Origin of the sequence: Pseudomonas costantinii, assembly GCF_001870435.1 — a bacterium.
GTDB lineage: Bacteria > Pseudomonadota > Gammaproteobacteria > Pseudomonadales > Pseudomonadaceae > Aquipseudomonas > Aquipseudomonas costantinii.
This window is the reverse complement of record NZ_MDDR01000016.1, coordinates 174,740-187,744: the sequence shown is the minus strand read 5'-3', so window position 1 is coordinate 187,744 and position 13,005 is coordinate 174,740. Positions and strand designations below refer to the sequence as shown.

Genomic DNA, 13,005 nt, shown 5'->3' with positions numbered 1-13,005 from the left:
GGGGAAAGGGGCAGGCGCCGATGAATCGTAATGAATTACGCAAGGCCGACATCAACCTGATGGTGGTCTTCGAAGCACTGATGCTCGAGCGCAATGTGACGCGGGTGGCGGAGAAGCTGTTTCTTGGCCAGCCGACCATCAGTTCGGCCCTCAACCGTTTGCGCACATTGTTCAACGACCCGTTGTTCATTCGTGTCGGTCACCGTATGGAGCCTACCGCGCGGGCCGAGGAAATCATTCAGCACCTGTCGCCGGCGTTGGATTCATTGTCGTCGGCCCTGAGCCTGACACACGACTTCGACCCGTCCATCAGCACCATGACCTTTCGCATCGGCCTGTCCGATGATGTCGAATTTGGCCTGTTGCCGCCCTTGCTGCGCACCTTGCGCCAGGAAGCGCCGCTGGTGGTGTTTGTGGTTCAGCATGTGGATTACTGGCGTATCCCCGACCTGCTGGCGTCTGGTGAGATCACCGTCGGCATCACCCAAACCCGCGGTCTGCCCGCAAATGCCAAGCGCAAGTTATTGCGGCATATACGCCCGTGCATCCTGCGCGCCGATGCGTCGGACAAACCGCTGACCCTCGATGAATATTGCGCACGGCCCCATGTGCTGGTGTCCCACACTGCCAACGTGTCCGGGTTTGCCGATGAATGGCTGGCGGAGATTGGTCGCAAGCGTCATGTGGTGCTGTCGGTGCCGCAATACAGTGCGCTGCCGGCGTTGCTCGCAGGTACCGACATGATCGCCAGCTTGCCCGACTACACCGCCCAGGCCATGGCCGCCAGCGGGCATCTGTTCTGCGAACCGTTCCCGTTCGAAACCCCGACCCTGGACTTATCTATGGTCTGGCTCAGTCATGTCGATACAGACCCGGCGGAGCGCTGGATGCGCTCGCGGCTGGAGGCATTCATGAGTGAGCGGGACATGCTGCCGGTACTGGCGCCAAAATCTTGAGATAGCCTTTTCAGGGAGATCCACCGATGACCTCATCTCGTTTCTTGCTGCGTGGGCGTGGCAATCATGACAGCGGCAAGGTTGGCATGGTCGAGCTGTTTTTCGATCTGGTGTTCGTGTTTGCCGTGACCCAATTGTCCCATTCACTGCTTGCCCACCTGACCCTCGGCGGCGCGGTGCAGGTGGCGCTGATGATGGTCGCTGTGTGGTGGGTATGGATCTTCACCTCGTGGGTCACCAACTGGCTTGATCCGGAAAAAATACCGGTTCGCATCGGCCTGTTCGGCTTGATGGTGGCCGGCCTGCTGTTGTCCTCGTCGATCCCCAAGGCGTTTACCGATCGAGGCTTGCTGTTTGCTGGCGCCTACGTATTTATGCAGGTAGGACGCACGTTGTTCGCGTTGTGGGCCGTGCGCGGCGAGTCGTTGAACATGACCCGTAATTTCCAGCGGATCCTGGCGTGGATGCTCTGTTCCGCAGTGTTCTGGCTGACCGGCGCGATGCTCGAAGGCGAGCAGCGTCTGGCCTTCTGGGCCCTGGCTCTATTGATTGAGCTGATATCCCCGTCGGTGTATTTCTGGGTCCCGGGTCTCGGGCGTTCGACGCTTGCGGACTGGAATGTGGAAGGTAACCACATGGCCGAACGCTGCGGCCTGTTTGTAATCATCGCCCTGGGGGAGTCATTGCTGGTGACGGGCGCCACCTTTGCCGAGTTGCCCTGGAGCGTGGACGGACTGGCGGCATTCCTGGTGGCGGTAGTGGGCAGCATCGCCCTGTGGTGGATCTATTTCGACAGCGGCGCCGAGCGCGCCCATCACCGTATTGCCAGCTCTGTCGACCCTGGCCGTCAGGCGCGGATTGCCTACACCTACCTGCACGTGCTGATCGTCGCCGGGATCATTGTCAGTGCGGTGGCGGACGAGTTGGTGCTCGTGCATCCGGGGCATGCCAGCCAGGTGGGCATCGTGGCGATCATCGCCGGCCCCTGGTTGTTTCTGTTGGGCAGTGCGTTGTTCAAGTGGGTGATGAGTGATCGGCCATTGCCACCGCTCTCGCACCTGGGCGGGTTGCTGATGTTACTGGTGTTGTTGCCGCTGGGGTTACAGCAGGTGTTTTCGGCGCTGGTGCTGGGTGCCCTGACCACAACGGTATTGGTGATCGTGGCGTTTTGGGAACATCGTTCGCTGCATAGCCTGACCGACGCTTCACATTGAAAACGGTCTGATTCAGTTCGGCCACGTGGTATATGTAGGACTCTTTTCCTACAACAATTTGGAGCTTTCATGCCGCACCTGCACCTGGAATACACCGCTAACCTGCCGGACCTGGCCGTCGAGAAAACCCTGTTGCGGCTCAACAATGTGCTGATGGCATCCGGGCAGTTCGGTTCCGAGTTCGATATCAAAAGCCGGGCAGTGAAAGTGGAGAGTTTCCAGGTAGGCACATCCCTCAGCCCGCGCGGTTTTATCGCGGTGACGTTGTCGCTGCTCAGCGGACGGTCGCCACAGGTCAAGAAGCAGTTGTCGGAAAGCCTGTTGGCGGCGTTGCAGGATCTGGGTGACTGGCCGGCGGATTTACAGGTTCAACTCAGTGTTCTGCTGGTAGACATGGACCGCGATTCCTACAGCAAAGTCGCAATCGGCTAAGGTATCTCCCGTAGCAGCTGTCGAGCCTTGGCGAGGCTGCGTTTGCGGTGTATCTGACGCACCGCTGACGCACCGCTGACGCCGCCTCGCCAAGGCTCGACAGCTGCTACGCATGGTCGGGAGGTTAGAGTAATCCCTGGTCAGCGCAGACTTTTACCACCTGTTCCCTGAACCAGGTATTGGCGCTGTCCTGTCCACTGGTTTCGTTCCACTGCATATCCAGGGTGAACCCCGGCAACCCATTGGGCGCTTCGCAATGGCCGAACACCGTTGCCGGCGCCAGCAGTTTTTGCACGCGGCGGGGCAGGGTGACGATGAAGTCGGTGCCGCTGATCAGCTTCAAGGCCGCGCTGTAGCTGTTGGCTCGGGCAATCACCTGGCGTTTATGGGCCTGACGCGCCAGCCAGCCGTCGATCATGTTGGTGTCTGAGGTCCAAGGCGTAGGGAACACATGGCGTCGTTCAACGAAGGATTGCAGGCTGAACGCGGGCTCGCGGGGCGCCGAACGTTTGTCGAACACGCACACCAGGTCGTCCTCCAGCAGCATCTGGGTCTTGAAGTCTTTGTGGGCGCGATGAAAGTGCGGGCCGAAGCAAATCACCAGGTCGAGACGGCCTTCGCGCAGGTCGTCGGCGGGGATGTCGGTTTCCAGCTTCTGCACATTGACGATCACCGGCAGGTCGGCGCGGTCGAAGTTCTTCAGCAGGCGCGGCAGAATCAGTTGTTCGAAGTATTCCGGGGCACAGACATTAAAGGTCACAGCCTTCTGCATCGGGTCAAAGGCCTGGCCACCGGCGTGGCACAGGTTGATGCTTTCCAGAATTTTCTGCACATGGCCGTACATGGTGGTGGCCTTGTACGTCGGCCGCATGCCCGCCCGGGTGTTGATAAACAGCTCATCTTCAAAGCTGGTGCGCAGCTTCTTCAAGCTGTAGCTCACGGTGGACTGACTGACGAACAGCGTCTCGGACACGTCGGTAACGCTGCTCTGGTCATAGACGGCGATAAACACCATCAAGTCCTGCATATCGAGCTTTCTGAGCAAATTACTGTTTAGCATCCGTTCCGTCCGGTAAGCCTTGGCACTGAGGCAGCGCGCGACAAGGGCAAAAGCTTAACGGAACGGTCGTGCCAATAGAAAGCTCTGTAGGGTGTTTCTATGTTTGGCGTGGGACAAAAAGTGTTGGTAACACGACGTCAGCGGATATGTTGCGCGTAATGCTTTGGATTGAAGCGCGTGACGATCAGCAACATCACCGCGATCACTGCCGTCAGCGACCACCAGGCCCATTCGAAGCTGCCTAATTGGTCGCGGATCATCCCGGCGATCAATGGCGAAAGACCGGCAATCAAGTAACCGATGCCTTGCACAAATGCCGTCAGGCCACCGGCGCGGCGCGGGTTGTCCAAGTGGTCGAGGGAGAGGATCAGGCTCATCGGAAACAGGCCGCCGATACCCAGGCCCAGCAGGCAAGGCCATAGCAGGCTCAAGTGTTGGGGGCTGAGGATCAAGCCGCAGAAACCGAGGATGATCAACACCAGCAGCACGGCGACCACCCCGCGTTTATCCTGGCGGCGGTTGGCAATGGCCGGGGTGACCAGGCCGGACACCACTTCCATCGCCGTCAGAAACCCCAGCAGCAAACCGGCATTCTGTTCGCTCCAGCCTTGCTCCACGTAGTACGGCGCCAGCCACGCCAACACACAGGTGTAGGACGCAGTACCAAGGCCGAAAAAGAGTGCCAGCAACCAGGCCCGGCGATTGCCGAAAAACGACTCTTGCGGGCCTGAACCGGCTTGAGGCAGCGGCGGCAGTATCGAACGTTGCGCATACCAGAACACCACGGCCAACAGCGCGAGCACCGCCCAGATCGCCAGGCCGATGCGCCAACTGCCGGTGTGCACTTGCACGAACGGCGAGAACGAAGCAGCCAGCGCCGCGCCGCCCATGATGGCGGTGACGTACAGGCCCATGAACAGCGAAACGTTGTCGCTGAACCGCGACTTGATCAGCGCCGGCATCAGGGCCTGGATCATCGCGATACCCACACCGGCAGCGATGGCGCTGACGATCAATTCCAACGCCGAGTCCAGGAACAACCGCGACAGCGTCGCCACACCAATCACCACCAGCGACACCACAATGTTGCGGTGCTCGCCAAAGCGCTTGGCCAGGCCCATGCCAAAGAACATCGCCAGGCCCATGGCCATGACCGGCAGCATGGTCAGCAAGGCTGCGCCGCTGAAGCTCAACGGCACATCGCCGCGAATCGATGACAGCAGCGGGCCGACTGCCGCCATCGATGGGCGCAGATTAAGCGCGACCAGTACAACGCTGATCATCAGCCAAATGGCGGTGGTGGGTTTTGCGTGAACGTTTTCCATGGGCGAGCCTTGAGTGAACAAGGGCGAATCAGGCCACGCACGGGGGAGGGGGGCAAATGAGAAAGTCGTTGGCGCTATTGAAAAATTGCAGGCTTGAATGTGACACCTAACAGCTGTGGGAGCCGGCAAGCCAGCTCCCACATTGGGCTTTGTTGTTAGTTAGACCGAATCACATGCTTGATCTCCTGAAACGCCGCCAACCCCCACGGCCCCAGCTCGCGGCCGATGCTGCTCTGCTTGTAACCGCCCCACGCCGTTTGCGGGAAGATCACCTGCGGCGCGTTGATCCACACCAGCCCAACTTGCAAGGCATTGGCCACACGCTCGGCGGTTTCGGCGCTGCGGCTGACCACACTGGCCACCAGCCCGAAATCACTGTCGTTGGCCAGGGCGATGGCTTCGCCCTCAGTGCTGAACCGTCGTACACACAGCACCGGCCCGAAGATTTCTTCGTTCCACAACGCGCTGTCCAACGGCACATCGGTGAACACTGTCGGGCGAATGAAATAGCCTTTCGACAAGTCCGCCGGACGCTCGCCGCCGCACACCAACCGAGCGCCATTCTCAACGCCGCGCTGGATATGCCCCAGCACCCGCTGATACTGCGCACGGTTGATCAACGCGCCCATTTCCACCGCTTCGGCAAACGGGTCAGCCACGCGAATCCCTTCAGCCCGCACCTGCAAACGTTGCAGGAATTCGTCCGCAAGGCTGTCAGCCACCAGCACGCGACTGGTGGCGGAACACATCTGCCCGGCGTTGAAAAAACCACCGCCACAGGCCAGTTCCACCGCCAGGTCGAGGTCGGCGTCGGCCAGTACCAGCAGTGAGGATTTGCCGCCCAATTCCAGGCTCACGCCCTTGATGGTTTCGGCGGCGCGCTGCATGACTTGCACGCCGACTGCGTTACTGCCGGTGAAGGAAATTTTGGCGACTCGACGGTCCGCTGCCAGCGGCGCTCCAACGGCTAAACCCGTACCGCACACCAGGTTGAATACCCCGGGCGCAAACCCTGCCTCGGCAATAATTCGCGCCAGTTGCAGTTCCGCCAATGGCGTGACTTCCGACGGCTTGAGCACCACGCAACAACCCGCTGCGAGGGCCGGGGCAAGCTTCCACGCGGTGGTGACCATCGGGAAATTCCACGGCACGATCAGCCCCACCACGCCGCACGGTTCGCGGCGCAGGCGCGCGCTGAAATCATCGCTGGGCAGCGCCACCGGGCGATCTTGCCCGGCGTCCATGTCTTCGGCGATGCCTGCGTAATACTCGAACGTGGCGATCACGTCGTCCACATCGATACCCGCCTCAAACAGCGGCTTGCCATTGTTGCTCGACTGCAACTGCATCAGTTGTTCGCGCTGTTCGCTCACGCCTTGGGCAATGTTGCGCAACAGGGCGCCGCGATCCCGGCCGGTGGTTTTCGACCAATCGATAAAGGCCGCGCTGGCCGCGTCGACCGCCTGTGTCACGGCATTCGCATCACCGACGCTGACGTGGGCCAAGGTGGCCTCGGTCGCAGGGTTGATCACTTCCAACACGTCATGGCCTGCACGCCATTCACCACCGATAAACACACCGTTCAAGACTGCGCTCATACCGCTACCTCCTTCATCCAAAGGCCCTGGTCGATTTCAATCAGCGTCGGCCCCTGGCGGTCGACGGCGGCACGCAATGCAGCGCGCAGGTGCTCGATGCCCTGGATACTCTCGGCGGCGCAGCCCAAGGCCTTGGCCACGCCGATAAAGTCCGGGGTGTAGATGTCCACGCCCACCGGCTCGATGGCGCGGTTGACCATGTATTTCTTGATCTCCTCGTAGCCTTGGTTGTTCCACAGCAGCACGATGACCGGCGTGCGCGCTTCCACCGCGCTGGCCAGTTCCGGCAGGGTGAATTGCAGCCCGCCGTCGCCGATCAGGCACACCACCGGTTGCCCATCGCCACGCCCCAGCCAGGCGCCGATGGCGGCTGGCAAGGCGTAGCCCAAGGTGCCGTAGCCGGTCGAGGAATTGAACCAGCGGCGTGGGTGATCGAGGTTCAGGGTCAAGTTGCCGCTGTACACCGGTTGGGTGGAGTCGCCCACCAGCACAACGCCGGGAAGTTCTTCCAGGACGGTATTGAGGAACAGGGTTTGCGCACGGGTGGCGGCGTCCCAAGCAGGCGTCAATTCGGCCCACAAACGGGCGACGCGTTCAGCGCCCCAATCGCTGCTGCGATCAGGCAATGGCTTGCTGTTCAGCTCGGCCAGCAGGGCTTCGGTTGCGATCTGCGCGTCGGCCACCAACGCCACTTGCGGCGGGTAGTTGCGTACGGTCTGGTCGGGGTCGATATCGATACGCAGCAACGTGCCGGGGATCTCGAAGCCACCGGCGAAGGTCACGTCGTAGTCGGTTTCCGCCAGTTCAGTGCCGATGGCCAGCACCACGTCGGCGTCGGCGACCAAGGCGCGCGTGGCGACCAGGGACTGGGTCGAGCCGATCAGCAGCGGGTGTGTGGAGGGCAGCATGCCTTTGGCATTGATGGTCAAGGCCACCGGCGCGCCGAGGGTTTCGGCCAGGCGGGTCAACTCAGGGGCGGCATCAATCGCGCCGCCACCAGCGAGGATCAATGGCCGTTTGGCCGCGGCCAGTAACTGGCTCATCTGCTTGACCGCCGACGGCGCGGCACCGGCACGGGCCACACTGACCGGCTCGCTGCCGAGCAGTGCATCGGCGTTTTCCACCAGCACATCCAGTGGAATCTCGATATGCACCGGGCGCGGTCGGCCGGCCTGGAACAGCGCGAATGCCCGTGCCAGTACGCCGGGCAATTCCGCCGCCGACATCAAGGTATGGGAGAACGCCGCTACGCCCGCGATCATCGCGCCCTGATTCGGCAACTCATGCAACTTACCGCGCCCGCCGCCCAATTGGCTGCGCGATTGCACGCTGGAAATCACCAGCATCGGAATCGAGTCGGCATAGGCCTGACCCATGGCAGTGGTGATATTGGTCATGCCGGGGCCGGTGATGATGAAACACACGCCGGGTTTACCGCGGGTGCGTGCATAACCGTCGGCCATGAAACCGGCGCCCTGTTCGTGGCGCGGAGTGACGTGACGGATGCTGGAACGGGCCAGGCCGCGATACAACTCCACGGTGTGCACGCCGGGGATGCCGAACACCTGGTCCACGCCGTAGCTTTCCAGGAGGTTGACCAATACTTCGCCGCAGGTCGCCATACATGTCGCTCTTGTTATTGATTCGAGGCGGTATTGGACCGGCTGGCCGGTAGCGCCAACAATCGATAAAAAGTCATACTAGCCATGTCCTCACGTCATGGCTTAGCCCCTATGAAACGCCTTCCGCCGCTGCCCGCGTTGCACACCTTCTGGGTCACGGCCCAGTGCTGCAACTTCACCCGCGCCGCCGAGCAATTGCACATCACCCAAGGCGCGGTGAGCCGGCAGATTGCCGGGCTGGAAAGTCATTTGGGCTACGCCTTGTTCCAGCGCCAGGCACGGGGCTTGAGCCTGACCGAGGAAGGCCGCGAATGGTCGTTGCGCGCACAACAAGTGTTCGGCCTGATCCTTGATGCGGTGGAGCAGATCGGCGACCGGCGCGAGACCCTGCAAATCAAGGCCTCCACCTGCGTGATGCGTTGGCTGCTGCCGCGCCTGATGCAATGGCAACAGGAACGCCCGGATGTACCGGTGGAACTCACCACTACCGTGGCCTACACCGTGGACTTTCGTCGCGAGCAATTCGATGCGGCGGTGATCTATGCGCCCATCGCCGAGCAATCGACTGAGGCGCGACATTTGTTTGATGAACAGCTCACGCCGGTCTGCGCGCCAGCGTTGCTCAGCGGTTTGCACACCCCGGCAGATTTGCAGCGACAGGTGCTGCTGCACCCCGCGCGGGATGAGCGGGATTGGGCGTTTTGGTTGAAGGCGGCCAATACGCGCTTGAGCAATTTGGCCCAAGGGCATCATTTCGAGACGCTGGATCTGGCGATGACAGTGGCGTCCCAAGGTTCGGGCGTGGCGATTGGCGACAGTGCGTTGATTGGCGAGGATCTGAAGGCTGGGCGCTTGGCGACGCCGTTTGAACTGCGGGTGCCGACGGGGATGGGGTATTACCTGGTGTATCCGCCGGGGACAGAGCCGTCGGCTGGGCTTGAGGCGCTGATGAGCTGGCTGGTCGATCAGGCAAAACCCACGTAGCAGTTGTCGAGCCCTGGCGAGGCTGCGTTGACGGCGTGTCAGGCACACCGCGAACGCAGCCTCGCCAAGGCTCGACAGTTGCTATGCAGAGGTCATCAGTAACCGACGGTGAAGCGCTGGCGCGAGTGCTTCGGTGTTTCCACCTCATCAATCAACGCAATCGCAAAGTCGGCAAAACTGATCCAACTGCGGCCTTCGCTGCTCACCAGCAAATCGTCCTGGCCCAGGCGGAATTTACCCGTGCGCTCGGTCTCAACAAACTCTGCCGACGGCGACAGGAAGGTCCAATCCAACTCTTTTTCCTGGCGCAGCGTGTCGAGAAACTCCGCACCAGCCGTGGCTTCTGCCTTGTATTCAGCAGGGAAGCCCGGGCTGTCGATCACTCGGCTACCTCCTGGCAGCAACAGCGAACCTGCACCGCCGACCACCAGCAAGCGTTTCACACCGGCCTTTTTTACCGGGCCGATCACCGCACTGGCAGGCAGGGACGAGAAGTGCGCTGCACTGATCACCACATCGCTGCCGCTGATGGCGTGTTGCAGGGCGTTGGCGTCGAGTGCATCGACTTGTTTGACGGTGACGCCCGGGCGCACAGCCAGTTTGTCGGTATTGCGCGCGATGGCGGTAACGGTATGCCCACGACGCAGGGCTTCTTCCAGCAGTTGGCTACCGGCACGGCCGGTGGCACCAATGATTGCGATCTTGCTCATGACGCTCTCCAGTACGGTTAGGGTTTAAAACCAATCACCACTTCATTTCGCCCTTGGCGACTTTAGCGCTCAGTTCCAGCGAGCTTTCGTCGGCCAGGGTGGGGTAACGCTTTTTCATGGCCGCGATCAGGGCGGCAGAGTCCTTGGCCTTGGCGGTCTCACTATCGAAGGCCTTGATGTAATCGGCGGTAAAGGCCACGGATTTGAGCGACGGGTTACCCAGGTAGTGACCTGGAATCACCGTGTGTGGTTTCAGCTGTTCGATACGTTGCAGCGTAGCCAACCAATCTTTGTGGGACTGCGCGCTCTGGGTGTCGGCCATCCACAGGTGGATGTTTTCGGCGACCACTACACCGCCTACCACGGCCTTGATCGATGGAATCCACACAAAGCTGCGATCCGGCTGTGGGCCGTCCAGGCCGATCACGTCCAGTTGCTGGCCTTCGAGGGTCAGGCTGTGGCCTTCAAGTACTTGCGGCACGATGGTTTTAGCCGGTTTGTCGGCGCCCATTTTCGGGCCCCAGAACGCCAGCTTACCGGCGACGGTGGCTTTGATATGGTCGACCACCGGTTGCGGTGCCAGCACCTTGGCATCGGGGAAGGCAGCAGTCAGCGTGTCGAGGCCAAAGTAGTAGTCCGGGTCACCATGGCTGATATAGATGGTGGTCAGGTGTTTGCCGCTGGCGCGGATTTTCTGCACCAACTGCTCGGCCTGGCTTTTGCCGAATTGCGCGTCGACCAGGATGGCGTCTTTCGCGCCGCTGACCAGCACCGAGCTGACCGGGAAGATGGCGGCCTCACCTGGGTTGTACACGTCGAGTTTCAGGTCTGCCGCCGAGGCGTGGGCGGCGAAGGCCAGGGCGGCGGTTGCCAGGGTCAGGCGCTTGAGGGTGGATAACATCGGGCAGCTCCAACAGTTGTTAAGGGATGCACAGAGCTTAGTTGCACCAAACACAACAAAAAATGCGATGCTGGGACATAGTTTGTTTCTAAAATCGGGCAGATCATGGATCGTCTTCAAGCAATGCGAGTGTTTGTGGCCGTGGTGGACTTGGGCAGCCAATCTGCCGCTGCCGACCACCTGGACCTGTCACGCCCAGTGGTCTCGCGCTATCTGGCCGAGCTGGAGGACTGGGTTGGCGCCCGCCTGCTGCACCGCACCACGCGCAAACTCAGCCTGACCGCCGCCGGCGGCGAAACTTTGCCGCGCTGCCGACAGCTATTGGAGTTGTGCGGCGATATGCAAGCCGCCGTCAGCGAGCCCGATGACGCGCCCCGTGGCCTGCTGCGCTTGAGTGTCAGTACTTCGTTCGGTCAGGCGCAGTTGGCCGAAGCGATTGCCGAGTACGTCACGCGCTACCCGCTGGTGACTGTCGACCTGCAAATGCTCGACCGCACGGTAAACCTGGTGGACGAACGTATCGACCTGGCCATCCGCACCAGTAATGACCTGGATCCAAACCTCATCGCTCGGCGTCTGACCGTCTGTCGTTCAGTGGTGTGTGCAACACCTGCGTATCTGCTGGAGCATCCTGCCCCGCAGAAAGTGGAAGACCTTGGCCGACACAACTGCCTGACCCACTCCTACTTCGGCAAAAGCCTGTGGCATTTCGAAGAACACGGTGAGCATGTCTCGGTGCCGGTGCACGGCAATATCACCGCCAACGAGGCCAGCACCTTGCTACGTCTGACGTTGGCCGGGGCAGGGGTGGCGATGCTGCCGACTTACCAGGCCGGTGAGCACATTCGGCGTGGAGAGTTGGTGCGGTTGTTACCCGAAGCGGAGCCCCGGCAGATGAACATCTATGCGGTCTACGCCTCGCGCAAGCACATGCCGTCGGCATTGCGCAGCCTCCTGGATTTCCTGGTGCTGAGGTTTCCAGAGGCGCCTACGTGGGACATCGGTCTTTAAACCGACATAAACCTGTTGAATGTCGCCCAATAATGGCAACTCGCTCTGTCTGACCTATGCTTTAAACAGCACCGTTTAGATCCGTCCAGAGGTCAGTGCCATGACTCTAAAAATCAGAAAGTACCTGATGATCTTTATCCTGAGCGCCTTGGCGACCGGGCTGTACGGCACGGCCGCCTACCGGGTTGAACAGACGCGTATGCAACCGGCGGCCTTCGCGATCGGTTGCCATCAAGACCAATGCATTCCGCGCACCGGCAGTTTCAGCGCGCTCAGGTAACCGGCTGCTCAGCCTTCAACTGCTCGCGAAACGCTTTGGGTGAGAACCCGACTCGTCGGCGGAACAGCCGTGAGAAGTTGGTTGGGTCGGAAAACCCCAACACCTCGGACATCTCATTGATGGTCATGCTGGTGTAGGTCAGCAAGCGCTTGGCTTCCAGCAACTGGCGGTCATGCATGATCTGCAGCGCCGGCTGCCCACCTAATTCCCGACACGTACCATTCAGGTGTGAGACCGAGATACCCAGCTTGTGGGCCAAATCTTCAATCTTTGGGTGTTCGCGGTAATGCTGTTCGACCAATTGGGTGAAGCGCCGGAAATATTCGCGCCCCCGCGGTGCCCGTGGATGGCGACGCTGGATGGCCTGGCGGCTGATCCACACCAGCAGCACGCTGACCAGGGCGTGCATCATCATGTCGCGCGCCGGTTGTTCATCGGCGTATTCGTCCTGCAGGCGGGCGAACTGCGCGTTGAGGTAGCTACTGTCCTTGCCTGCCGGGTAATTGCCGAGGGTTTGCAGACCCTCGACCGTGGTGCCCAGTTGCGCCTGCAAATGGCTGACCAGCGGCGCCGATAAGGTCACCACGTAGCCTTCAACATCTTCGGAAAAACGAAACCCGTGTACACACAACGGTGGCAGCACCTGCAAGGTTGCTTCGTTGAGCGTGGTGCGCTGGCCTTCGATTTCCAGTTGCGCCTGGCCTTTGTGCACGTACAGCAACTGGCACAGATCCGCGTGCCGGTGGGGCTGGATTTCCCACTGATACTCCCGACTACGCCGGGAGATGGTTTCGCAGTGCAACAAATCGGGGGTCGGCCACTGTTGGCTTTCCCCGTAAAGCTTGAAGACCGGAATCGCGGTTTTGGTCATGGTTTCAATCCGATACTCAGGATAGTGGTGCGGTAATCGCC

13 protein-coding genes are annotated in these 13,005 nt (G+C 60.8%); 6 read left to right on the top strand and 7 right to left on the bottom strand.

Annotated elements, in window-relative coordinates:
- Positions 1–20 precede the first annotated feature (20 nt).
- The 3 genes from BFL40_RS09250 (at position 21) to BFL40_RS09240 (ending at position 2,602) form a co-directional block, all read left to right on the top strand.
- Positions 21–956: a LysR substrate-binding domain-containing protein gene (locus BFL40_RS09250; RefSeq protein ID WP_071483676.1), complete on the top strand. Its 936-nt coding sequence runs from the start codon at positions 21–23 to the stop codon at positions 954–956.
- Between the two features lie 26 nt (positions 957–982).
- On the top strand, positions 983–2,170 hold the full coding sequence (locus BFL40_RS09245) for a low temperature requirement protein A (RefSeq protein WP_071483675.1): 1,188 nt from the start codon (positions 983–985) through the stop codon (positions 2,168–2,170).
- A 69-nt stretch (positions 2,171–2,239) separates the two neighbouring features.
- A complete protein-coding gene (locus tag BFL40_RS09240) occupies positions 2,240–2,602 on the top strand; it encodes a 5-carboxymethyl-2-hydroxymuconate Delta-isomerase (protein ID WP_071483674.1) in 363 nt (120 codons plus the stop codon).
- 124 nt (positions 2,603–2,726) lie between these two features.
- On the opposite strand, the gene BFL40_RS09235 is transcribed toward BFL40_RS09240, so the two are convergent.
- The 4 genes from BFL40_RS09235 to BFL40_RS09220 all read right to left on the bottom strand — a co-directional run bounded on the left by BFL40_RS09235 (position 2,727) and on the right by BFL40_RS09220 (position 8,207).
- Positions 2,727–3,662, bottom strand: a complete 936-nt coding sequence (locus BFL40_RS09235; RefSeq protein ID WP_071483673.1) for a LysR family transcriptional regulator — start codon at positions 3,660–3,662, stop codon at positions 2,727–2,729.
- Positions 3,663–3,799: 137 nt separating this feature from the next.
- The gene (locus tag BFL40_RS09230) at positions 3,800–4,987 is read right to left on the bottom strand and encodes a CynX/NimT family MFS transporter (protein WP_071483672.1); all 1,188 of its coding nucleotides are present in this window, start codon (positions 4,985–4,987) and stop codon (positions 3,800–3,802) included.
- A gap of 155 nt (positions 4,988–5,142) precedes the next feature.
- A complete protein-coding gene (locus BFL40_RS09225; RefSeq protein ID WP_071483671.1) occupies positions 5,143–6,585 on the bottom strand; it encodes an aldehyde dehydrogenase family protein in 1,443 nt (480 codons plus the stop codon).
- Positions 6,582–8,207, bottom strand: a complete 1,626-nt coding sequence (locus tag BFL40_RS09220; protein ID WP_071483670.1) for a 5-guanidino-2-oxopentanoate decarboxylase — start codon at positions 8,205–8,207, stop codon at positions 6,582–6,584. Before BFL40_RS09220 ends, BFL40_RS09225 begins: the two co-directional genes overlap by 4 nt.
- Positions 8,208–8,318: 111 nt before the next feature.
- Between BFL40_RS09220 and BFL40_RS09215 the strand changes: the two genes are divergently transcribed.
- The gene (locus BFL40_RS09215; RefSeq protein ID WP_071483669.1) at positions 8,319–9,191 is read left to right on the top strand and encodes a LysR substrate-binding domain-containing protein; all 873 of its coding nucleotides are present in this window, start codon (positions 8,319–8,321) and stop codon (positions 9,189–9,191) included.
- A gap of 95 nt (positions 9,192–9,286) precedes the next feature.
- On the opposite strand, the gene BFL40_RS09210 is transcribed toward BFL40_RS09215, so the two are convergent.
- Complete coding sequence (locus tag BFL40_RS09210) at positions 9,287–9,901, bottom strand: NAD(P)-dependent oxidoreductase (protein WP_071483668.1); 615 nt, start codon at positions 9,899–9,901, stop codon at positions 9,287–9,289.
- 34 nt (positions 9,902–9,935) lie between these two features.
- The gene (locus tag BFL40_RS09205) at positions 9,936–10,802 is read right to left on the bottom strand and encodes an MBL fold metallo-hydrolase (RefSeq protein WP_071483667.1); all 867 of its coding nucleotides are present in this window, start codon (positions 10,800–10,802) and stop codon (positions 9,936–9,938) included.
- Positions 10,803–10,907: 105 nt separating this feature from the next.
- Between BFL40_RS09205 and BFL40_RS09200 the strand changes: the two genes are divergently transcribed.
- Entirely contained in the window at positions 10,908–11,813 is a 906-nt protein-coding gene (locus tag BFL40_RS09200; protein WP_071483666.1) for a LysR family transcriptional regulator, read from the top strand.
- Between the two features lie 100 nt (positions 11,814–11,913).
- The gene (locus BFL40_RS09195; protein ID WP_071483665.1) at positions 11,914–12,093 is read left to right on the top strand and encodes a hypothetical protein; all 180 of its coding nucleotides are present in this window, start codon (positions 11,914–11,916) and stop codon (positions 12,091–12,093) included.
- Here BFL40_RS09195 and BFL40_RS09190 read toward each other — a convergent pair.
- A complete protein-coding gene (locus BFL40_RS09190) occupies positions 12,086–12,964 on the bottom strand; it encodes a helix-turn-helix domain-containing protein (RefSeq protein WP_071483664.1) in 879 nt (292 codons plus the stop codon). The two genes, BFL40_RS09195 and BFL40_RS09190, sit on opposite strands and share 8 nt — an antisense overlap.
- Between the last annotated feature and the right edge of the window lie 41 nt (positions 12,965–13,005).